Source organism: Staphylococcus sp. 231237_7MaSpsaltlick, from assembly GCF_043107035.1.
In genome coordinates this window covers 22,926-45,421 of record NZ_JBICNX010000024.1, presented here as the reverse complement: position 1 = coordinate 45,421, position 22,496 = coordinate 22,926, and the positions used below count along the sequence as shown (strand labels likewise).

At 31.6% G+C, this 22,496-nt stretch carries 23 protein-coding genes; 22 read left to right on the top strand and 1 reads right to left on the bottom strand.

Features of this window, described 5'->3' with window-relative positions; all coding sequences use genetic code 11:
- Positions 1-110: 110 nt before the first annotated feature.
- Positions 111-1,502 (bottom strand): glycine--tRNA ligase, encoded by a 1,392-nt coding sequence (locus tag ACF91D_RS25470; RefSeq protein WP_042738568.1) that lies wholly within the window; start codon positions 1,500-1,502, stop codon positions 111-113.
- 349 nt (positions 1,503-1,851) lie between these two features.
- Here ACF91D_RS25470 and ccpN point away from each other — a divergent pair, with 349 nt between their 5' ends.
- From ccpN to comGB, 22 genes are all read left to right on the top strand, one after another.
- Positions 1,852-2,475: a transcriptional regulator CcpN gene (gene ccpN / locus ACF91D_RS25465; protein ID WP_082039184.1), complete on the top strand. Its 624-nt coding sequence runs from the start codon at positions 1,852-1,854 to the stop codon at positions 2,473-2,475.
- Positions 2,476-2,487: 12 nt separating this feature from the next.
- Complete coding sequence (locus ACF91D_RS25460) at positions 2,488-3,312, top strand: pyruvate, water dikinase regulatory protein (RefSeq protein WP_107527598.1); 825 nt, start codon at positions 2,488-2,490, stop codon at positions 3,310-3,312.
- A gap of 43 nt (positions 3,313-3,355) precedes the next feature.
- The gene (gene dnaG, locus ACF91D_RS25455) at positions 3,356-5,140 is read left to right on the top strand and encodes a DNA primase (RefSeq protein WP_119624409.1); all 1,785 of its coding nucleotides are present in this window, start codon (positions 3,356-3,358) and stop codon (positions 5,138-5,140) included.
- A 136-nt stretch (positions 5,141-5,276) separates the two neighbouring features.
- Positions 5,277-6,383, top strand: coding sequence for an RNA polymerase sigma factor RpoD (rpoD, locus tag ACF91D_RS25450; protein ID WP_042738571.1), 1,107 nt, complete (start codon positions 5,277-5,279; stop codon positions 6,381-6,383).
- 63 nt (positions 6,384-6,446) lie between these two features.
- The gene (locus ACF91D_RS25445; protein ID WP_107527450.1) at positions 6,447-7,124 is read left to right on the top strand and encodes a tRNA (adenine(22)-N(1))-methyltransferase; all 678 of its coding nucleotides are present in this window, start codon (positions 6,447-6,449) and stop codon (positions 7,122-7,124) included.
- Entirely contained in the window at positions 7,125-8,228 is a 1,104-nt protein-coding gene (locus ACF91D_RS25440; RefSeq protein ID WP_107527451.1) for a Nif3-like dinuclear metal center hexameric protein, read from the top strand.
- Between the two features lie 137 nt (positions 8,229-8,365).
- Positions 8,366-9,706, top strand: coding sequence for a DEAD/DEAH box helicase (locus ACF91D_RS25435; protein WP_042738574.1), 1,341 nt, complete (start codon positions 8,366-8,368; stop codon positions 9,704-9,706).
- A gap of 8 nt (positions 9,707-9,714) precedes the next feature.
- Positions 9,715-10,605 (top strand): deoxyribonuclease IV, encoded by an 891-nt coding sequence (locus ACF91D_RS25430; RefSeq protein WP_119624408.1) that lies wholly within the window; start codon positions 9,715-9,717, stop codon positions 10,603-10,605.
- A gap of 155 nt (positions 10,606-10,760) precedes the next feature.
- On the top strand, positions 10,761-11,534 hold the full coding sequence (locus ACF91D_RS25425) for a metal ABC transporter ATP-binding protein (RefSeq protein ID WP_107527453.1): 774 nt from the start codon (positions 10,761-10,763) through the stop codon (positions 11,532-11,534).
- Positions 11,531-12,391 (top strand): metal ABC transporter permease, encoded by an 861-nt coding sequence (locus tag ACF91D_RS25420; RefSeq protein ID WP_042738577.1) that lies wholly within the window; start codon positions 11,531-11,533, stop codon positions 12,389-12,391. Before ACF91D_RS25425 ends, ACF91D_RS25420 begins: the two co-directional genes overlap by 4 nt.
- Complete coding sequence (locus tag ACF91D_RS25415) at positions 12,381-12,794, top strand: Fur family transcriptional regulator (RefSeq protein WP_042738578.1); 414 nt, start codon at positions 12,381-12,383, stop codon at positions 12,792-12,794. Before ACF91D_RS25420 ends, ACF91D_RS25415 begins: the two co-directional genes overlap by 11 nt.
- A gap of 274 nt (positions 12,795-13,068) precedes the next feature.
- On the top strand, positions 13,069-13,668 hold the full coding sequence (locus ACF91D_RS25410) for a superoxide dismutase (RefSeq protein WP_042738579.1): 600 nt from the start codon (positions 13,069-13,071) through the stop codon (positions 13,666-13,668).
- Between the two features lie 122 nt (positions 13,669-13,790).
- Entirely contained in the window at positions 13,791-15,842 is a 2,052-nt protein-coding gene (locus tag ACF91D_RS25405; RefSeq protein ID WP_107527454.1) for a peptidoglycan D,D-transpeptidase FtsI family protein, read from the top strand.
- 128 nt (positions 15,843-15,970) lie between these two features.
- Positions 15,971-16,120: a 50S ribosomal protein L33 gene (gene rpmG, locus ACF91D_RS25400; protein ID WP_042738581.1), complete on the top strand. Its 150-nt coding sequence runs from the start codon at positions 15,971-15,973 to the stop codon at positions 16,118-16,120.
- A 146-nt stretch (positions 16,121-16,266) separates the two neighbouring features.
- Positions 16,267-16,809, top strand: coding sequence for a 5-formyltetrahydrofolate cyclo-ligase (locus ACF91D_RS25395; RefSeq protein ID WP_107527455.1), 543 nt, complete (start codon positions 16,267-16,269; stop codon positions 16,807-16,809).
- Positions 16,810-16,820: 11 nt separating this feature from the next.
- Positions 16,821-18,275, top strand: coding sequence for a rhomboid family intramembrane serine protease (locus ACF91D_RS25390; RefSeq protein ID WP_107589641.1), 1,455 nt, complete (start codon positions 16,821-16,823; stop codon positions 18,273-18,275).
- Positions 18,265-18,462: a YqgQ family protein gene (locus ACF91D_RS25385; RefSeq protein ID WP_042739023.1), complete on the top strand. Its 198-nt coding sequence runs from the start codon at positions 18,265-18,267 to the stop codon at positions 18,460-18,462. The genes ACF91D_RS25390 and ACF91D_RS25385 overlap by 11 nt, the downstream gene beginning before the upstream one ends.
- Before the next feature lie 4 nt (positions 18,463-18,466).
- The gene (locus ACF91D_RS25380; protein WP_042738584.1) at positions 18,467-19,453 is read left to right on the top strand and encodes a glucokinase; all 987 of its coding nucleotides are present in this window, start codon (positions 18,467-18,469) and stop codon (positions 19,451-19,453) included.
- Positions 19,453-19,776, top strand: a complete 324-nt coding sequence (locus ACF91D_RS25375; protein WP_042738585.1) for an MTH1187 family thiamine-binding protein — start codon at positions 19,453-19,455, stop codon at positions 19,774-19,776. Before ACF91D_RS25380 ends, ACF91D_RS25375 begins: the two co-directional genes overlap by 1 nt.
- A 1-nt stretch (position 19,777) precedes the next feature.
- Positions 19,778-20,401, top strand: a complete 624-nt coding sequence (locus ACF91D_RS25370) for an MBL fold metallo-hydrolase (protein WP_107527939.1) — start codon at positions 19,778-19,780, stop codon at positions 20,399-20,401.
- Positions 20,402-20,468: 67 nt separating this feature from the next.
- The gene (gene comGA, locus ACF91D_RS25365) at positions 20,469-21,443 is read left to right on the top strand and encodes a competence type IV pilus ATPase ComGA (protein WP_107527940.1); all 975 of its coding nucleotides are present in this window, start codon (positions 20,469-20,471) and stop codon (positions 21,441-21,443) included.
- Positions 21,415-22,482 carry a competence type IV pilus assembly protein ComGB gene (gene comGB, locus ACF91D_RS25360; RefSeq protein WP_259340275.1) on the top strand — a complete coding sequence of 356 codons (1,068 nt, stop codon included), beginning with the start codon at positions 21,415-21,417 and terminating at the stop codon, positions 22,480-22,482. Before comGA ends, comGB begins: the two co-directional genes overlap by 29 nt.
- Positions 22,483-22,496 lie beyond the last annotated feature (14 nt).

Genomic DNA, 22,496 nt, shown 5'->3' with positions numbered 1-22,496 from the left:
ATTTGTAGCGACAGAATATGATTAAACTTTTTAAAATAAATAGTAATATAAAAACCGGTTAGTTACTGATAAGTTCAGCAACCAACCGGTTATTTATTTTATTAAATTAACTAAAATTTTGTTTTTTCAGCTAAGAAAGCTTCTAATTCAGAAATTGGCATACGTACTTGTTCCATTGTATCACGGTCACGTACTGTAACTTGTTGATCTTCTAAAGAATCGAAATCAAATGTTATACAATATGGTGTACCGATTTCATCTTGTCTACGGTAACGTTTACCGATAGATTGAGATTCATCAAAGTCAATTGAGAAAGTAGCACTTAAATTCTCGAATACTTTAATTGCTTCGCCTGATAATTTTTTACTTAATGGTAAAACTGCAGCTTTATAAGGTGCTAAAGCAGGGTGGAAACGTAATACTGTTCTTGCATCTTTACTTCCTTCTACACCTTCTTCTTCATATGCATCACATAAGAAAGCAAGTGTAACACGGTCAGCACCTAATGAAGGCTCGATACAGTATGGAATATATTTTTCGCCAGTTTCTTGATCGTGATATTGGAAATCTTCACCAGAATGTTCGCTATGTTTTTTCAAGTCGAAATCTGTACGGCTAGCGATACCCCATAGTTCACCCCAACCAAATGGGAAGCGATATTCGATATCTGTTGTTGCATTTGAATAGTGTGATAACTCATCTTCATCATGGTCACGTAAACGTGTATTTGCTTCACTTAATTTTAAATCTTTTAACCATTGGCTTGCGAATGTCTTCCAATAATTTTGCCATTCAATTTCTTCACCTGGTTTACAGAAGAATTCTAATTCCATTTGTTCGAATTCACGAGTTCTGAAGATGAAGTTACCTGGAGTGATTTCATTTCTAAATGATTTACCAATTTGTCCGATACCGAATGGTAATTTTTTACGCATCGTACGTTGCACATTCTTATAGTTAACAAAGATACCTTGTGCTGTTTCAGGGCGTAAAAATATTTCATTAGTTGAATCTTCTGTAACGCCTTGGAAAGTCTTGAACATTAAATTGAATTGACGAATATCAGTCCAGTTTGCAGTACCACTGACTGGACAAACAATACCTTCTTCATCAATTATACGTTTCATTTCATCGAAGCTTAAACCATCAGCAACAAAGTTTTCGTCACCTTTTTCATTAGCCATATAATCTTCGATGATTTTATCTGCACGGTAACGGATTTTACTGTCTTTGTTATCAATCATTGGGTCATTAAAGTTACCTAAGTGACCTGAAGCTTCCCATGTTTTTGGATTCATAAGAATAGCAGCATCAATACCAACATTATATGGTGATTGAGTAATAAACTTTTGCCACCATGCTTTTTTTACATTATTTTTTAATTCGACACCTAGTGGACCGTAATCCCATGTGTTTGATAATCCACCATAAATGTCACTACCTGGAAAAACGAAACCTCTATGCTTCGCTAGTTGTACAATTGTTTCCATATCTTTTGCCATTTACAAAATACACTCCTTTTTTACATAAAAACGCCCCAAGACAAAGAAATAAGCCTACAGCTTAAATCCTTATCTTGGGACGAGTTAATCACTTTTAATCACATTAAAATAAATGTGTTCTTATACTAGATAATTGTTAACCCGCGGTTCCACCCAAATTAGTGTGTACACTCGCTTTTAACTATAATTTAATTGTAGCCATTAATCATTGTTAAGCTCTCACTATCCTTAACTCGCTTTAAATATAATTTTAATGTATTGCATGTTTATAAGCAAGTAAATAGATGTATTTGTAGCAATTAATAATAGTATGTATAATTAAGGAGAATGAATAAAGGGGTGAAGACCTATAGAACTGAGTAAGAGACAACAACAAATTGTTGAAATAGTGAAAAGTAACGGTCCAATTACAGGGGAGCATATCGCAGAGAGATTAAATTTAACAAGGGCAACTTTAAGACCTGACTTAGCTATATTAACAATGTCAGGAATCTTGGAAGCTAGACCAAGAGTAGGTTATTATTATTCTGGTAAACCAAAAAATAAATTAATTGCTGACGAACTAAAGCAATATATTGTAAAAGATTATGCATCTCATCCAGTAGTAGTGAAAAATGAGATGTCTATATATGATGCCATTTGTACTCTTTTTCTAGAAGATGTGAGTACATTATTTGTTATTAATAAAAATGGAGATTTCATAGGTGTATGTTCAAGAAAGGATCTACTTAGAGCATCTATGATAGGTGAAGATATTCATACTATGCCTGTAGATATTATTATGACGCGTATGCCGAACCTTCATTTTGTATTAGAAGATGAACGTGTCATCCATGCAGCTAACTTAATGATTGAGAAGGAAATTGATTCTTTACCAATCGTAATGAAAAAAGATAACGGTAAATATGAAGTAAAAGGTAGAATTTCAAAAACAACTATAAATAAAATATTTGTATCATTATTTAATGAATAGGTGGTAGTAATCATGGAAAATATAAAGATAATTGTTGCATCTGATTCAGTAGGTGAAACAGCTGAACTCGTTGCTAGAGCATGTATTTCGCAATTTAATCCAAATCAATGCGACAGTGAAATACATAGGTATCCATATATAGAAGCATTGGAAAATGTTGATGAAGTTATTCAAGTTGCTCGAGATACAGAAGCAATAGTAGTATATACGTTAGTTAAACCAGAAATTAGAAAGTATATGGAAGCTAAATTAAAGGAATATGCAATTAAATCAGTTGATATTATGGGACCTTTGATGAATATCTTATTGGACAAAATCGACGAACAACCTTATTTTGAACCTGGTTTAGTACACAGATTAGATGAAGCATACTTTAAGAAAATTGATGCGATTGAATTTGCAGTTAAATATGACGATGGCAAGGATCCAAAAGGCTTACCAAAAGCAGATATAGTATTGTTAGGAATTTCGCGTACTTCAAAGACGCCTTTATCACAATATTTAGCACATAAGAGTTATAAAGTAATGAATATACCAATCGTCCCTGAAGTTACGCCACCAGATGACTTATTTCAAATAGATCCATCTAAATGTATTGCTTTAAAGATAAGTGAAGAAAAGCTCAATAAAATACGTAAAGAACGATTAAAGCAACTCGGATTAGGAGATAGTGCAAGATACGCAACAGAACAACGTATAGCAGAAGAGTTGAATTATTTTCATGAATTAGTTGAGAGGATAGGCTGTCCAGTACTTGATGTTTCAGATAAAGCAATAGAAGAAACAGCAAATAATATAATCAGCATTATTGAGCAAAATAGTTTCAAAAATAATTAAAAACATTTATACTATTGTAATTAATGTTTAATAGGTGATATATTTGCGAATTGATCAAGCAACAATAAATGAAATTAAAGATAAAACTGACATACTAGATTTAGTAAGTGAATATGTGAAATTAGAAAAGAGAGGACGCAATTACATTGGTTTGTGTCCTTTTCATGATGAAAAAACACCTTCCTTTACTGTTTCCGAAGATAAACAAATATGCCATTGTTTTGGTTGTAAAAAAGGTGGGAATGTCTTTCAATTCACACAAGAGATTAAAGGTCTTTCTTTTACCGAAGCTGTTAAAGAATTAGGCGAAAGGGTAAATATAAAGGTAGACACAGGTAGTACAACCTATGAGGCTGCAGAAGGTCATCAAGTTGCGTCAGATGATTTGAAGATGATTGAAATGCACGAATTAATGCAAGAATATTATCATTATGCATTGAAGAAAACAGTCGAAGGTGAAGCGGCGCTTAATTATTTAAAGGAACGCGGGTTTACAGAGGATTTAATAGATAGTAGAAAAATAGGTTATGCACCGAACAATGCTCATTTTTGTCATGACTTTTTACAGAAGAAAGGTTACGATATACAACTTGCATATGAGGCTGGTTTATTATCAAGAAATGAAGAGAACTTCAGTTATTATGATAGATTTAGAGATAGAATTATGTTCCCGCTAACAAATGCTCAAGGGCGTACAGTTGGTTATTCAGGTAGAACATATACAAATCAAGAACCTAAATATTTAAACAGTCCAGAAACACCTATTTTCCAAAAGCGTAAATTGCTATATAACGTGGATAAGGCACGAAGAGCCATCAGAAAGATTGATGAGATAATATTGTTAGAAGGATTTATGGATGTTATTAAATCTGATCAAGCTGGATTGAAACATGTTGTGGCAAGTATGGGTACTCAGATTTCTCAAGAGCATATCACATTTATCAAAAAACTAACGTCGAATGTAACATTAATGTTTGATGGTGACTTTGCTGGTAGTGAAGCAACATTAAAAACAGGTCAAATGCTCTTACAACAAGGATTGAATGTCTTTGTAGTTCAATTACCTAAAGATATGGATCCTGATGAATACATTGGAAAACATGGGGCTGAAGCTTTTAATTATTATGTAGAACATGAGAAGAAAGCATTTGTTCTGTACAAAGTTAATTTGCATCAAGCAGAAATCAACAATAATGACCTTGCATACGAACGATATTTAAAAGAAGTGACAATGGATATTTCTTATGTTAAATCAGCGATTCAACGTAAAAAGATATTGCAAGAAGTGTCAGAATTGTTTAAAGTTAGCATGGATAGTCTAATTAATGAAGTAGGACATCAACAAGACAATAGTCAGCCCCAATTTCACCAAGTACCGTCATTACCTCAATTTAATAATTTAACTAAACAGGAAAAGGCGGAACGGGCACTATTAAGACATTTTATGAACGATAAAGATGTTTTTCTTAATTATCATCAATCACTTCAAACTGAGGACTTTACAAATCAATTTTTTAAGCGTATATTTAATGTTTTACGTGAGTTTTACTCAGAAAATGATACGTTCAATATTAGTGATGTGTTACAATACGTCGATTCCAATGAAATTAAAGAAGCATTGATATCATTAGATAACTATATGATCAATGAAGAACCGTATGAACATGAAATTGATGATTATTTAAACACTATAATATCTAATAGAAATGAAGAAACAATTGAATCACTTAATCATAAGCTCCGGGAGGCTTCTAAATTAGGTGATATGGAATTACAAAAATACTATTTAGAAAAGATTGTAAATTTCAATAAAAATAGAATGAGTTAAATCAAAAATGAATATATTTGTATATTAATGCTATTGACAACATGTATATTGAAGTATTATTCTAAATTAGTTTCATTAATTTTTGTCTTTATAATATTTTAATATCTAGTTGATATTATATTCGGGAGGCCATTTCATGTCTGGAAATAGAGTTAAAATAAAAAAACAAACCATTGATCCATCTTTAACAATAGAAGATGTAAAAAAACAATTAATTGAAAAAGGTAAAAAAGAAGGTCATTTAAGTCATGAAGAAATTGCTGAAAAAATGCAAAACTTCGAAATGGATTCAGACCAAATGGATGAATTCTTTGATCAATTAACTGACAATGATATTAGTTTAGTTAATGAAAAAGACAGTTCTGATACTGATGAAAAGTTAAATCCAAATGATTTAAGTGCCCCTCCAGGAGTTAAAATAAATGACCCAGTCCGTATGTATTTAAAAGAAATTGGACGTGTGAATCTTTTAAGTGCACAAGAAGAGATTGAATTGGCTAAAAAAATCGAACAAGGCGATGAAATTGCAAAATCTCGTTTAGCAGAAGCTAACTTACGTCTTGTAGTAAGTATTGCTAAAAGATATGTAGGCCGTGGTATGTTATTCCTTGATTTGATTCAAGAAGGAAACATGGGCTTAATTAAAGCAGTAGAAAAGTTCGACTTCAGCAAAGGGTTTAAATTCTCGACATATGCAACTTGGTGGATTCGTCAAGCGATTACACGTGCTATCGCCGACCAAGCAAGAACGATTCGTATTCCTGTGCACATGGTTGAGACAATCAACAAATTAATTCGCGTACAAAGACAATTATTACAAGATTTAGGCCGTGATCCAGCTCCTGAAGAAATTGGTGAAGAAATGGATTTACCACCTGAAAAAGTAAGAGAAATCCTTAAAATTGCTCAAGAACCAGTATCTTTAGAAACGCCAATAGGTGAAGAAGATGACAGTCATTTAGGTGACTTCATTGAAGACCAAGAGGCGCAAAGTCCTTCTGATCATGCTGCGTATGAATTATTAAAAGAACAATTAGAAGATGTGTTAGATACATTGACTGACCGAGAAGAAAATGTATTACGACTACGTTTTGGTTTAGATGATGGTAGAACGCGTACATTAGAAGAAGTAGGTAAAGTCTTCGGTGTTACTCGAGAACGTATTCGTCAAATCGAGGCTAAAGCGCTTAGAAAATTAAGACATCCAAGTAGAAGTAAACGTTTGAAAGACTTTATGGACTAATTTTTCAGCTCTTTTGTACAAAGTACAAAAGAGCTTTTTACATATTATGTGAGGAGAAACAAGATGATTCCATTAAATCAAAGACTTAAGAATGTAAGTAAGTATATTGTTGGTGATTTATTAGCAGATATTGGTTCTGATCATGCATATTTACCAATTTTTGCTATAGAAAATAACTTAACAAAACAAGCTATAGCTGGAGAAGTAATTAAAGGACCGTTTGAAGCTTCTCAAAGAAGTGTTGCAGAGCATCAACTTGGGAAAGTAATTGATATAAGATTAGGTGATGGTTTATCTGTATTAGAGGACTCAAACAATGTCACGACAATAACAATCTGTGGTATGGGCGGACCTCTAATTGCTAAAATTTTAAATGAAGGTCAGTTCAAACTTAATAACAAACCACGTTTGGTATTACAGAGTAATGTGCAATCTAGTGCAATCAGAAAGTTATTACCTAATTTAGGATATACAATTACCAATGAAGAAATTTTTGAAGAAAAGGGACATATATATGAAATAATTGTTGCAGATTTTAGTGAGCATCCAGGTACAATGACTGAGCAAGCATTAAAATTTGGCCCGGTATTATTGTTGAATAAAAATGAATACTTTTATAAAAAATGGCAACACGAAAAGGATGCATTATTAAAAATTAAAAGTAATTTGAATGAGCAACAACATGCAACTCGATTGGATGAGATTAATAAAGAAATTAATTTGATTAATGAGGTGTTATAAATGAAAATAAGTGATTTATTAAAGGTAATTAATAATCATGTACCATTTACAACAGCAGAGTCGTGGGACAATGTTGGTTTACTTATTGGTGATGAAAACGCTGAAATAACAAGTATTCTCACTGGACTGGATTGTACTGTTGATGTAGTTAATGAAGCGATTGAATTAGGCGCAAATACAATTATTTGTCATCATCCATTAATATTCAAAGGTTTAAAACAAATCAATGAACAAGATGGCTATGGAGCAATTATTCGTAAAATTATTCAAAATAACATTAATTTAATTGCTATGCATACAAATTTAGATGTTTATCCAAAAGGCGTAAATGCTATGTTAGGAGAAAAGTTAGGTTTACAAAATATGCGAATTTTAAACCCTGAAGTAATAACCTATTATAAGGTACAAGTGTTTATTCCTGAAGCAAATCTAACAGATTTTAAAAGTAAATTGAGTAAGTATGGTCTTGCTCAAGAAGGTGACTATGAATATTGTTTCTTTCAAAGTCAAGGAACTGGACAATTCAAACCAGTTAATGGTGCGAATCCTTATTTAGGTACGATGAATGAAATTGAATCAGTTAATGAAATGAAATTAGAATTTATGATTTCAGAGCAGCAGCAACAGTTAGCAATAGATTTAATTAACCAATATCATCCATATGAAACCCCAGTATATGACTTAATTCAACTTACAAGAGAAGCTGATTATGGATTGGGCATGATTGGTAAACTCAGTCAATCTTACAACGTGCCAGACTTTGTACAACATGTAAAAGAACAATTAAATATGCCGAGTGTACGCTTCATAGGCAATAACTACTCACATATTGAAACTGTAGCAATTATTGGTGGTTCAGGGATTGGATATGAATATTTAGCTGCTAGTAAAGGGGCAGATTTATTTATTACAGGAGATATTAAACATCACGATGCATTAGATGCGAAAATTGCTGGCGTGAATTTACTTGATATTAACCATTATAGTGAATATGTTATGAAAGAGGGATTAAAAGCATTACTAATAAATTGGCTTGCAGAACAAGATCAAACAGTGAAAGTAAATGTATCCCAAATTAATACAGATCCGTTTACTTATTATTAAATCATGTCGATTTAATAAATAAGTTTAACTATAATTAGCTTGACGGTTATGGTATTTTCAATATTTATTTAATTTTGTTCAAAATTACTAACGAATGCTTTATAATAGAAAAGATGAAGATTTAAGGAGGCCAAGACATGGCGAATCACCCATTTGAAAATTTTAAGTTAGAACCAAGTCTGATTGATGCTGTGAAGGATTTGAATTTTGATCAACCAACTGAAATTCAAACAAGAGTAATTCCGAAGATAATAAAACAATCAAACTTGATAGGTCAATCGCAGACAGGTACTGGTAAATCACATGCCTTTTTACTACCTCTGTTGAATAATATAGACATTAATATAAATGAACCACAAGCGATTGTAGTAGCACCTACAAGAGAATTAGCTCAGCAACTATTTGACGTAGCGAGTCACTTAGCAAAGTTTAAAGATCAAGTGTCTGTTAAATTGTTTATTGGTGGTACTGATATCGAGAAAGATAAACAACGTGCTAAGAATCAACCACAATTAGTTATTGGGACACCTACACGTATTAATGATTTAGCAAAACATGGTGACTTACATGTACATTTAGCGTCATATTTAGTTATCGATGAAGCAGATTTAATGATAGATTTAGGATTAATTGAAGAAGTAGATCATATTGCTACAAGACTAGACGAATCTGCACATATTGCAGTGTTTAGTGCGACGATCCCTAAATCATTACATCCATTTTTAAATAAATATTTAGAAAATCCTGAATTTGTTGAGATTGAACATACACAGAAAAATAAAAAGAATATTGAATTTTATCTAATTCCAACAAAAGGTGAAGATAAGGTAGAAAAAACATTACGTTTAATTGATATACTTAATCCATATTTAAGTATCGTCTTTTGTAATAGTAGAGAAAGTGCGGATGAGTTAGCTGCACAGTTAAATGCTTCTGGAATAAAAGTGGGTATGATTCACGGTGGTTTGACACCGAGAGAACGTAAACAACAAATGAAACGTATTCGTAATTTAGAATTTCAATATGTAATCGCGAGTGATTTGGCGTCGAGAGGTATTGATATTGAAGGCGTAAGCCATGTTATTAACTTTGATGTTCCAAATGACATTGATTTCTTTACACATAGAGTGGGTAGAACGGGTCGAGGTAATTACAAAGGTGTTGCTATTACGCTATATAGTCCAAATGAAGAAGATAATATTAGTTTAATTGAACAGCAAGGTTATCATTTTGAAAATGTAGACATTAAAGACGGCGAACTTAAACCAATTAAGGCACATAATACACGTCAAACACGTAAGAATAAAGATGATCATTTAACAAATGAATTAAAGCATAAAGTTAAAAGAAATAAGAAAAAGGTTAAACCTGGTTATAAAAAGAAATTCAAACGTGATTTAGATCAATTAAAACAAAAAGAGCGTAGACAACACAGTAAACAACAAAGAAGACAAGAAAGAAAAAATAGAAAGGGGTAATTTAACTTATGTTATTAGGCTCACATGTTTCTATGAATGGTAAAAAAATGTTACAAGGTTCAGCAGAAGAAGCGACTAAATTAGGTGAATCTACTTTCATGATTTATACAGGGGCTCCTCAGAACACACGTAGAAAGCCGATTGAAGAATTAAATATCGAAAAAGGCCATGAAGTGATGCGTGAAAATGGGGTGTCAAATATTGTAGTGCACGCACCTTATATAATCAACATTGCAAATACATTAAAACCTCATGTATTTGAACTTGGAGTAGAATTTTTACAAAGTGAGATCGAACGTACACAAGCTTTAGGTGCTAAGGATATTGTATTGCATCCGGGGTCACATGTTGGCGAGGGTGCAGATGTTGGTATTAAGAAGATTATCGAAGGGTTAAATGAAGTACTTACCAATGATAATGATGTTCGAATCGCATTAGAAACGATGGCTGGTAAAGGTTCGGAAATTGGTCGTAGTTTTGAAGAAATCGCACAAATTATAGACGGTGTAAATCATAATGAAAGACTATCTGTATGCTTTGATACTTGTCATACCCATGATGCAGGCTATAATGTCAGAGAAGATTTCGATGGCGTTTTAAATGAATTTGATAAGATTATTGGCGTTGACCGCATTAAAGTTGTCCATGTGAATGACAGTAAAAATGATATTGGCGCACATAAAGATAGACATGAAAATATCGGTTTTGGTTATATTGGTTTCGATGCATTAAATTATGTAGTACATCATGAAACATTTAAAGATATTCCAAAAATTTTAGAAACACCGTTTGTCGGTGAGGATAAAAAGAATAAACGACCACCATACAAACATGAAATTGAAATGTTGAAAAAACAACAATTTGATGCTGATTTAAAAAATAAAATAATGAGTGAATAAACAGATAAACTACTTTTAATTCTATTGTGTAGCGATTAGAAATATATAAATTTTTGACGCAATTACAACTGATTAAAGGTAGTTTGTTTTAATTCGTAAACATTACTATTTACATAATGTTTTTCACGTTGTATAGTATAGAACGAGGTGAAAACATGTCTACTCCTGTATTTGAATTGAATAATATTGATTACTTTTTTGACAATAAACATGTATTAGAAAACATCAATATAAAAATAAATCGTGGTGAATTTTTAGCCATTGTAGGTCCAAATGGCGCAGGAAAGTCAACTTTATTAAAGATTATCCTAGGCCTATTACCTATTCAAAAAGGTAAAATTTATGTTGATGGTATAGATTATAATGGTAAACAATCTATGTTAAAAATTAGTTATGTATCGCAGAAAGCACAAGCATTTAAGTCTGGCTTTCCAGCAAGCGTTAAAGAGGTAGTCCTAAGCGGATTAACCAAAAGAAAAAAATTATTTCAGCGCTTTAACAAAGAAGATGAAAAAAAGGTTGCAACTGTATTACAGCGTTTGAATATATCAAACTTAATTGATAAAAATATTGCTGAATTATCTGGTGGACAACAACAGCGTGTATTAATTGCTCGTGCATTAATCAGTGAGCCATCAGTACTAATATTAGACGAACCAACAAATGGTATCGATGCTAAACATGTAAGTGAATTTTATGAAACATTACAACGATTAAAGCAAGAAGGCGTTACGATTATCTTGGTAACACATGATATAGGTGTTGTTGCTGATACCGCAACTGAGGTTGCTTGTTTAAACAAACACCTACACTTCCATGGTTCAACTGAAGAGTTTAAATCTTTAGATGAGGTAGAAATTTCAAAAATTTATGGTCATCCTATACAATTCGTAGATCACCAACATAATAGGGAGTGTTGTTCATCATGATAGAAGCGTTACTAAACTTCGATTTTATGCGCTATTCACTATTAAGCGGATTGCTAATAGGGTTTATTGCGCCATTAATCGGTGCATTTATTGTTGTGAAGCGTTTATCACTTATTGCAGACGCATTGAGTCATGTGACTTTAGGTGGTATATCCTTTGGTATGTTTATCATTACAATCGCTCCGGTGTTAACGTTTATAAACCCAATTTGGTTTGGTATATTATTTGCTGTTATTGGCGCTATACTAATCGAGAAACTACGTACGTCTTATAGTAATTATCAGGAAATTGCTATTCCTATTATTATGAGTACTGGTATTGCCTTAAGTGCGATTTTTATATCTTTAGCAGACGGGTTTAATCAAGAGGTCGTTGGACTTTTATTTGGTTCTATAAGTGCCGTTACGAAAAGCGATGTACTTACAATTGTTGCAATTGTAGTCATTGTACTAGTGTTCATCATCTCTTTTTATAAGGAAATGTTTATACTCGTTTTCGATGAAGAATATAGTAAAGTGATAGGGATTCCAAAATGGATACAGTTGATGTTTATTGTCATTGTAGCAATGGTTATCTCTGCATCGATGCGTGTCGTAGGTATATTATTAGTTAGTGCATTAATAACATTACCTGTAGCTATCTCTATACGCATCACAAAAGGATTTAAACAATTAATTATATTGAGCATTATCATTGGTGAATTATCAGTTGTTGGTGGGTTAATACTTGCATTTTATATTAATATCTCCCCGGGTGGAGTCATTGTTGTCTTACTTGTATTAATGCTTGCTTTAACAATGCTTATTCAAAAATTAAGAATAAATTCTATGAAAGGATCTGTTGAAAATGAAAACTGATGACGCAATTAGCATTTTAAAAAAGAATGGACATAAATATACAGATAAAAGAAGAGAAATGTTAGATATTTTTGTCAAAGAAGATAAATATATAAATGCTAAGCATATTCAACAAAAAATGGATTACACATATCCAGGTATTTCTTTTGATACAGTGTATAGAAACCTGCATTTATTTAAAGAATTAGGCATCGTTGAAAACACAGAATTAGACGGAGAAATGAAATTTAGAATTGCCTGTACAAATCATCATCACCATCATTTTATTTGTGAAGTATGTGGGGACACTAAAGTAATAGATTTTTGTCCAATAGATGAAGTTAAATCATTCTTACCAAACGTAGAAATTCATACACATAAATTGGAAGTGTATGGAATTTGTGAAGCTTGTAAGCAAGCGTAATAATTATAATTGGTGTAATTTGACATTTATTTCTTAGATATACAATCAAATGAACAATAAAACATAGGTCATTAGTATGAATTAGTTTGAATTTTGAAAATAGTTGGTTTATGATGTTTAAATATTCTCATTTTGAGATATACTTATATTGTAACTAAAGATGACAAACATCATGCTATGACATTTATATTTTACTTTTAAAAGCAAATTAATTGTTGTCATTTGTATAAGTTGTTATGCTTTATTTAAAGATTAATTAGGAGGATGATTATTTATGGCTTTTGAATTACCAAATTTACCTTATGGTTTCGACGCGTTGGAACCTAATATTGACAAAGAAACTATGGAAATCCACCATGGTAAACACCACAACACTTATGTAACTAAATTAAATGCTGCAGTTGAAGGTACTGATTTAGAATCTAAATCAATCGAAGAAATTGTTGCAAACTTAGACAGTGTACCAGAAAATATTCAAACAGCTGTTAGAAATAATGGTGGTGGACACTTAAACCACTCATTATTCTGGGAATTATTAACTCCTAACTCTGAAGAAAAAGGTACTGTAGTTGATAAAATTAAAGAACAATGGGGTTCTTTAGATGCATTTAAAGAAGAATTTGCAGATAAAGCTGCAGCACGCTTTGGTTCAGGTTGGGCATGGCTAGTTGTAAATAACGGTAACTTAGAAATCGTTACTACACCTAACCAAGACAACCCTATTACTGAAGGTAAAACACCTATCTTAGGTTTAGATGTATGGGAACACGCATATTACCTTAAATATCAAAACAAACGTCCAGATTATATCAGTGCTTTCTGGAATGTTGTTAACTGGGAAAAAGTTGACGAGTTATATAACGCTGCAAAATAATTTATGTATGCGCTAATGACGGCCTTTATAAAGGTCGTCATTTTTTTTAGTAAAATAATAGAAATAATCTTAAATTTCATATATCATTTATTATGAGAACTTTTGAATAGAGGTATGTTATTGTGTTAAAAAGATTAAAAGAAAAATCGAACGATGAAAAGATCATGAATGTCATGAACAAAAGAATTGGCTTTATATTTGGAGTTATTGTATTCATCTTCGCAATAATCGTATTAAGGTTGGGTTACTTGCAAATAGCACAAGGTTCTCATTATAAGCAACTCATTAAGAACAGTGAAAATTTAACTATTAATGAGGCTGTACCCAGAGGACGCATATTAGACAGAAACGGTAAAGTGCTAGTAGATAATGCGTCGAAAAAAGCTATTACATATACGCGTGGCAGAAAGACAACACAAGCTGAAGTGTTAAAAACTGCTAAGTCTTTATCCGATTTAATCAAGATGGATACGGATAAGATTACCGACCGCGATAAGCAAGACTATTGGATACAAATCCATCCGAACAAAGCTAAAGATTTAATGAAGAATGAACAACAAATGCTTGATGATGGTAGTATTTCTCAAGATGATTATGATGAAACTTTGTATAAAAAGATAGGAAAAAAACAAATGGATTCATTATCTAAAAAGGATTTACAAGTATTAGCAATTTATCGTCAAATGATGTCAGGATCTGCACTTGATCCGCAGACAATTAAAAATGATGATGTATCAAACAAAGAATACGCAGCAGTTTCACAAAAATTATCTGATTTACCCGGTGTGAATACTACGACTGATTGGGATCGTACATATCCATATAAAAACACGTTAAGAGGTGTGTTTGGAGATGTTTCTACAACTGAAGAAGGGATTCCTAAAGAATTAACCGAAAAATATTTAGCTAAAGGTTACTCTCGTAATGATCGTGTCGGAAAATCTTACCTAGAATATCAATATGATGATATTTTAAGAGGCAAAAAGAAAGAAATGAAGTACACTACTGATAAGTCAGGGGATGTCATTAATTCTAAAGTGGTTAATCCTGGGTCACGTGGTGACGATTTAGTATTAAGTATCGATATTGATTTACAACGTAAAACTGAAAAGTATTTGGAGGAACAAATCCAAAAATTACGTAGTGAAGGTGCCAAAGATATGGACAATGCTCTAATGGTTGTTCAAAATCCTAATAATGGTGATATCTTAGCTATGGCAGGTAAGCAAATTGATAAAAATGGTGATTTGACAGATTATGATATAGGAACCTTTACATCACAATATGCTGTTGGTTCATCCGTTAAAGGTGGAACATTATTAGCAGGTTATCAGAATAATGCAATCAATGTTGGTGAAGAAATGGTCGATGAACCATTAAAATTTGCTGGCGGTCTATCTAAACATTCTTACTTCAACCAAGATGGTAAGGTAACGATTAATGATAAAGAAGCACTGATGCATTCATCTAACGTATACATGTTTAAAACAGCATTGAAGATGGCTGGTGCCCCTTATACACCTAATATGACACTACCTTCAGATATAACAACGGCAGGACAAAAATTACGTAAAGGTCTTAATCAGGTTGGACTAGGAGTTAAAACCGGAATTGATTTACCAAATGAGACAAGTGGTCAAACCGAACCTTTAACAAATAATCCTGGTAACTATCTTGATTTAGCAATTGGACAATATGATACGTACACACCATTACAGTTATCACAATACGTTTCTACAATTGGTAATAATGGCTATCGTATACAACCGCATATTGGTTTAGAAGTCAGAAAGGCAACAAACAAAGATTCATTAGGTCCAGTTAAATCTAAAATAAAAGGTACTGTGTTAAATAGAGTGAATAATAGCCAGAATGAACTTGACGAAGTAAAAGATGGTTTTTATATGGCATTTAACAAGCAAGAGGGTACTGGATATCAAAGTTTCAAAAATACTGACGTACCATCAGCTGGTAAAACAGGTACTGCTGAAGTATTCCAAGACGGCAAACCTAGAGTAAATTCAACATATATTGGATATGCACCAGCTAATAACCCTAAACTTGCATTTTCTATCGTCTATACAAATCAACCTGTACCAGAGCCTTGGTTAAACGGTGGTGATTTAGGTAGAGATGTTATAAACTATTACTTCAAGAATAAGGATAAAGATTAAATTTATTACGATAAAATATATCTTAGACACTGTTATAATCGTCTTTAATAAAAAATAATACTTTTCAATTTTATAACTAAATGGTATGATAAATAGGTCGTATTTTGAAAAGGTAAGGAGGAATTAGCATGCGCGTAAACGTAACACTTGCTTGCACAGAATGTGGAGAAAGAAACTACATTACTAAAAAAAATAAACGTACTAATCCTGAACGTATTGAAATGAAAAAACACTGTGCTCGTGATAACAAACATACATTGCACCGTGAAACAAAATAATAATTATTTTAGACCAGATTCTATCTTTAGAATCTGGTATTTTTTTGTAAAATATGAATTTTATTCTTTTTAATAATTCACTTTAATGACATTATAATTCATTAACGTTATAATATTAACAGTATGTATTATGGGAAGGTGTTCTAGTGAGTAAGAAAATATTACGCCATAGCAAATTAAGTACAATGAATGATTTCAAAACTAATGAAAACAAACCATCAATTGATAAAGAATTAGCCAAACGTTTATATGATACTGAGGAATATAAACAGGCCAAACGAGTTGGTATTGTTTTATCTATGGAACATGAAGTTGATACATATAATATAATTACAGATATGTTAAGAGATAATAAACACGTATTCGTACCCGAAACAGATTATATAAATAAAACAATGCATTTTAAGGCGCTATTAAATCTAGATAATATTGGTCTAGATGATAAAGGGATAAATCATGTCAAAGATGACACTGAAATTACTGATAATTTAGATTTACTTATCGTTCCGGGCGTAGTATTCAATCAGATGGGGTACCGAATTGGTTATGGCGGCGGTTATTTCGATAAATTTTTAAGTCGCAATAAGCAACAGACTATAAGTTTAATATATGATTTTCAACTGAGTAACTTTGAACCTGAAACCCATGACCAACCAGTTGAGAAATTAATAATTGCTACAACTAAATAACGGAGGCAAAAATGATTACTGAAAAGTATTTTTGGAAATGTATATATACTTGGGTGAAATATCTCGACTATCAAGTGATACATCAAAATACTGATGATAGCGAAATTTGGTTAGTCAATGAGAAAAAGTCATCAATTGTCGTTTTTAAATATGGTGCGAATTCTGCTCAAGAAGTACGATTCGATAAAAGTAGAATCCAAGATCATAAAGCAGATATTACTTCATTTTTAGGCTTTACACCAAATAAATATGAATTATATATTTTTACAGAAAAAACCTTTACCGATGAAAATCTAGATGAATATGAAGATACGAAATTTAGAGTTAAAATCATCAGAGATAGTAAAGAAATTGATAAATTATTGCCAAATATAGCAATAAAAACAGTTTTTAATAGACAGAATAAACAAACTAAAACATTTTATAAAAATAGAGCTTTAAATACCAATCCAATCGAAAAGCACATGGTTAAATTTTCACCTGTAACGTACACATTAATAGCGATTAATGTCATTATTTGGTTACTGATGTTTTTAATATTAAATCGATTTTCAGATTTTAAATTACTTGATGTTGGTGGATTAGTGCACTTTAATGTGGTACATGGTGAATGGTATAGGTTGATTACCTCGATATTTTTACATTTTAATTTTGAACATATATTAATGAACATGTTGAGCTTATTTATATTTGGGAAAATTGTTGAGTCAATCGTCGGTCATTGGCGCATGCTTGCTATTTATATCATATCAGGTTTGTTTGGTAACTTTGCTTCTTTATCCTTTAATACAGATACTGTGTCCGTAGGTGCCAGTGGTGCGATTTTCGGTTTAATTGGTGCAATTTTCGCATTTATGTATATTAGCCAACGATTCGATCGTAAGGTAATAGGACAACTTCTGATAGTCCTAGTTATTTTAATTGGCTTGTCACTATTTATGCATAACGTCAATATTGTTGCACATATTGGAGGTTTTGTTGGGGGCGTATTAATCACATTAATAGGTTATTATTTCAAGGAAAATAGAACCCGTTTCTGGATATTATTAATTATAATATTAATTTTATTTATAGCTGCACAAATCAGAATATTTACTATAAAAGAAGATAATATTTATAACACAATTATCAAAAATGAAATGAAAGATAATAATTATAAAGAGGCAAAAGAAATGGTTCAACAAACAATCGAAAAGAAATATGCCGACGATGAAACATATTATTTAAAAGGACTCATTATTGCAACAATTGATTCTAAAGCAGAGGGTGTGGCAACATGGGAAAGAGGATTGAGTTATTTCCCTAACTCAGGTATTTTAAATTATGAATTAGCCATTGCAAATAGATCACTCGACGATAATGAAAAAGCATTGAAATACATTAAAAAAGCGCTTAAAATTGACCCATCAAATGATGATTACGTCAACTTACATAAAGAATTGAGTGATCAAGATGATGAATCATAATTTATCAACTTTTTATGATGTACAACAGCTATTGAAAAAATTTGGCTTCATTATTTACTTTAAAGATAAAAATGATATGTATGAAATGATGGAGCAGGAAATTCACTCTCTATTTCAATATAAATTAATATCTAAGGATGAATATTTGAAGTCTAGATTAATTATAAATCAGAGAAGGAATGAATAAATAGATGAAGAAGATTATATTAGCAGCAGATATTGGTGGAACTACTTGTAAACTAGGTATTTTTGACGAAAATTTAGATCGTATTTCTAAATGGTCAATTGATACGGATACAACTGATACTACAGGATATTTATTGTTGAAAAACATTTATGATTCATTCGTAGATGCAGTTGCAAAAACTGAATACAATTTTTCAGATGTGTTAGGTGTAGGAATAGGCGTCCCAGGTCCTGTTAATTTTGAAACTGGAATTGTACATGGGGCAGTTAATCTCTATTGGCACGGTGATGTTAATGTGAGAGAAATTTTCCAACAATTTGTTGATTGTCCAGTGTATGTAGATAATGATGCAAATGTGGCTGCACTTGGTGAGAAACATAAAGGGGCTGGCCAGGGCGCCGACGATGTTGTGGCAATTACTTTAGGAACTGGATTAGGTGGAGGTATTATTTCAAATGGTGAAATCGTACATGGTCATAATGGTTCAGGTGCTGAAATTGGTCACTTTAGAGTAGATCATGATCAACGTTTCAAGTGTAATTGTGGCAAATCGGGTTGTATAGAAACTGTAGCATCTGCTACTGGTGTTGTTAATTTAGTTAACTTTTATTATCCTAAACTTACTTTCAAATCCTCAATCTTACAATTGATTAAAGACAATAAAGTTACAGCTAAAGCTGTGTTTGATGCTGCAAAAGCAGGTGACCAATTCTGTATATTCATTACTGAACGTGTTGCGAATTATATTGCTTATTTATGCAGTATTGTAAGTGTTACGAGTAATCCTAAATATATTGTTTTAGGTGGCGGTATGTCTACAGCCGGCTTGATATTGATTGAAAATATTAAGACTGAATATCATAATTTAACATTTTCTCCAGCTCAAGAAGGTACTGAAATTGTTCAAGCACAATTAGGAAATGATGCAGGCATCACAGGCGCTGCTGGATTGATTTATACTTATATTATTGAAAAGGAAGGTGTTAAATAATGGCTATTGTTGATGTTGTAGTAATTCCAGTAGGAACAGAAGGTCCAAGTGTAAGTAAATATATAGCTGAGATTCAATCTAAATTAAAAGAATATAAAGCAGCAGGTAAAATTGACTATCAATTAACACCAATGAATACTTTAATAGAGGGCGATTTAAAGGATTTATTAGAAGTTGTACAAGTCATCCATGAACTACCTTTTAACAAAGGCTTAGACCGAGTATGTACGAATATTAGAATTGATGACCGTCGTGATAAATCTAGAAAAATGGGTGACAAGGTAACCGCTGTTCAAAAGCATTTAAATGATGGAGGCAAATAAAATGAGAATTTCAAGTTTGACTTTAGGTCAAGTATCAACAAATTGTTATTTTATCGAAAGTGACCAACATACATTAATTGTTGATCCAGCTGGTGACAGTGATTTAATTTTTAAAAAACTTAATCAAATTAACAAACCTGTTAAAGCAATTTTATTAACACATGCACACTTTGATCATATAGCAGCATTAGACGATGTCCTTGCTAAATATGATGTTCCTGTATACATGCATAAGTCAGAATTTGATTTTCTAACAGATGTTAATAAAAATGGATCTGCAGCATTTAAACAATACGGTTTACCTTCAATAACAAGCAATGCACAACCCAAGTCACTTGAGGAAGGTGAATTCAATATTGATGAATTTAAATTTAATATATTGCATACACCTGGTCATTCTCCTGGTAGTTTGACATATGTTTTCGATGAGTTTGCAGTCGTAGGTGATACTTTATTTAATCAAGGTATTGGACGTACCGACTTATACAAAGGAGATTACGAAACACTCGTTGACTCTATTTTAGATAAGATTTTTGAATTAGATGATGACTTACCATTATTCCCAGGACATGGCGAATATACTACAGTTGCAGATGAACAATTAAACCCGTTTTTACACGGCTAAAAAATTAAATTAAATAAAGTAAAAAAGACACCTTCTACGTGTATATATGTAGGAGGTGTCTTTTTAATTGCAATTATTATTTAATAATATTTTAGGTAAAGCCCTAACAAGAAAAGCTTCAGATATTCATTTTATTCCTAGTGACAATGAGGTGATATTGAAGTTCAGAATTAATGACCAATTTATATTTATTGAAACGATACATCAGACGTTATATCAAAAGTTACTGACTTTCATGAAATATCAAGCTGGTCTTGATGTAGCAAACCATAATACAGCTCAAAGTGGTAGATATCTATATAAATTTAAACAATTATATTATTTGAGAATTTCTACGCTCCCACTATCTTTAGGAAATGAAAGTTGTGTTATTCGTATTATTCCACAATTTTTTAGTGAACCTAAACGATCAAGTGAATTATTAGATTTATATAGGTTAATGAACAAGAAACAAGGTCTAATATTATTAAGTGGTCCTACTGGATCAGGAAAAAGCACCTTGATGTACCAATTAGTAAAGTATGCTAAAGATAATCTAAATTTAAATATAATTACAATTGAAGATCCTGTCGAAACTTTAATTCAAGGTATAACACAAGTATCAATTAATGAAAAGGCAGGGATAAACTATGCCTCTTCATTTAAAGCTATTTTACGTTGTGATCCAGATATAATTCTAATTGGAGAAATACGAGATGAGACGATTGCTAAGTATGTACTTCAAGCTAGTCTTAGTGGTCATTTAGTGCTTACAACAATTCATGCTAGTAATTGTAAGGGTACATTATTAAGATTGCTAGAAATGGGGTGTAGTGCTCAAGAAATACAACAGTCTATATTAGCAATCATCAATCAACGACTTATTACAACAAATAAACAAGATAGGTTATTAATATATGAAACTTTGTCTACTGCAGATATTGAATATTTTTTCAATCATGAACAAAAGTTACCTGTAAATTTTGAAAGTCTCCATTATAAACTACAAATGATGTCCAAAGAAGGTGTGATTCGTGAAGAAATACTTGATCGCTATAGTTAACAAAGTTACGTGTAAATCAATGAATGATAAACAACGTATTGACTTTGTTAAGAGGTTAAACATTTTGTTAAGGCATGGTTTTACTCTGTCAGAATCACTAACATTCTTATTTGAGCAAGTTGAATTAAAATCAAGCACTTTAAAACAAGATTTATATGCTTCGGTAAAGAAAGGTTTTGGTTGTTCCGAAATCTTTGCAATTTTAAAATTTCCCAAGTCTATTATAATGCTTGTTTATTTTTCGGAAATTTTTGGAGATTTAACACTCTATTTAAATAATGTTGAAGATTTTCTATTACGAAATTATAAAATCAAACAAAATTTCTATAAGACGGTGCAATATCCATTAGTGCTTTTAAGTTTTTTTATTATCATGATTATGATTTTAAATTACACGATAATTCCAGAATTTAAATCATTATATTTAAATATGGGTGTCGAACTTTCTGTCTTACAAATCATACTTACTTCAATTATCTTTAATTTACCTTTAATTCTATTGTTAATTGTAATAATAATTTCTCTGATTGTAATATTGACTATTTGTTATTATCGATCGTGTTCAGTTGCAAAGAAAATACAACTTATAAGCAAACTACCAATCCTGAGAAAACTATTTATCAGGTATAAAACATATAGATTAGCTACAGAGTTTTCGTTGTTTTATAAAAATGGTATTTCTTTACAAAGTATTGTCGAAATTTATGCTAATCAAGAGAGTGATCCGTACCTTAATTACCTGTCAAATATCATTAATTTAGGTTTACAAAAGGGGTTAAATTTGAGTGATGTTTTAAAAGAGACCGGCTGCTTCGAACCTGGATTAATTAAGTTTATAAAAGCTGGGGAAAAGGAGGGGAAATTAGAAATAGAATTAAAACTATACAGTGAAATCATTATTTCGAAAATAGAAAAGCAATTACAAACAATTATTAAGTTTATCCAGCCAATAATATTTGTTATTCTAGCAGGATTGATTGTCATACTGTACTTGGTAATTATGTTACCTATGTTTGAACTAATACAAACTATAAAATAGTTTAGGAGGGCGAT

Coding starts and splice junctions, on each gene's coding strand:
- ACF91D_RS25470 (WP_042738568.1), bottom strand. CDS start 1,502: ATGGCAAAAGATATGGAAACAATTGTACAACTAGCGAAGCATAGAGGT.
- ACF91D_RS25380 (WP_042738584.1), top strand. CDS start 18,467: ATGAAGAAGATTATATTAGCAGCAGATATTGGTGGAACTACTTGTAAA.
- ACF91D_RS25410 (WP_042738579.1), top strand. CDS start 13,069: ATGGCTTTTGAATTACCAAATTTACCTTATGGTTTCGACGCGTTGGAA.
- ACF91D_RS25415 (WP_042738578.1), top strand. CDS start 12,381: ATGAAAACTGATGACGCAATTAGCATTTTAAAAAAGAATGGACATAAA.
- ACF91D_RS25460 (WP_107527598.1), top strand. CDS start 2,488: ATGGAAAATATAAAGATAATTGTTGCATCTGATTCAGTAGGTGAAACA.
- ACF91D_RS25425 (WP_107527453.1), top strand. CDS start 10,761: ATGTCTACTCCTGTATTTGAATTGAATAATATTGATTACTTTTTTGAC.
- rpmG (WP_042738581.1), top strand. CDS start 15,971: ATGCGCGTAAACGTAACACTTGCTTGCACAGAATGTGGAGAAAGAAAC.
- ACF91D_RS25420 (WP_042738577.1), top strand. CDS start 11,531: ATGATAGAAGCGTTACTAAACTTCGATTTTATGCGCTATTCACTATTA.
- ACF91D_RS25435 (WP_042738574.1), top strand. CDS start 8,366: ATGGCGAATCACCCATTTGAAAATTTTAAGTTAGAACCAAGTCTGATT.
- ACF91D_RS25385 (WP_042739023.1), top strand. CDS start 18,265: ATGAATCATAATTTATCAACTTTTTATGATGTACAACAGCTATTGAAA.
- ACF91D_RS25370 (WP_107527939.1), top strand. CDS start 19,778: ATGAGAATTTCAAGTTTGACTTTAGGTCAAGTATCAACAAATTGTTAT.
- ACF91D_RS25390 (WP_107589641.1), top strand. CDS start 16,821: ATGATTACTGAAAAGTATTTTTGGAAATGTATATATACTTGGGTGAAA.
- ACF91D_RS25375 (WP_042738585.1), top strand. CDS start 19,453: ATGGCTATTGTTGATGTTGTAGTAATTCCAGTAGGAACAGAAGGTCCA.
- rpoD (WP_042738571.1), top strand. CDS start 5,277: ATGTCTGGAAATAGAGTTAAAATAAAAAAACAAACCATTGATCCATCT.
- ACF91D_RS25445 (WP_107527450.1), top strand. CDS start 6,447: ATGATTCCATTAAATCAAAGACTTAAGAATGTAAGTAAGTATATTGTT.
- ACF91D_RS25440 (WP_107527451.1), top strand. CDS start 7,125: ATGAAAATAAGTGATTTATTAAAGGTAATTAATAATCATGTACCATTT.
- ACF91D_RS25430 (WP_119624408.1), top strand. CDS start 9,715: ATGTTATTAGGCTCACATGTTTCTATGAATGGTAAAAAAATGTTACAA.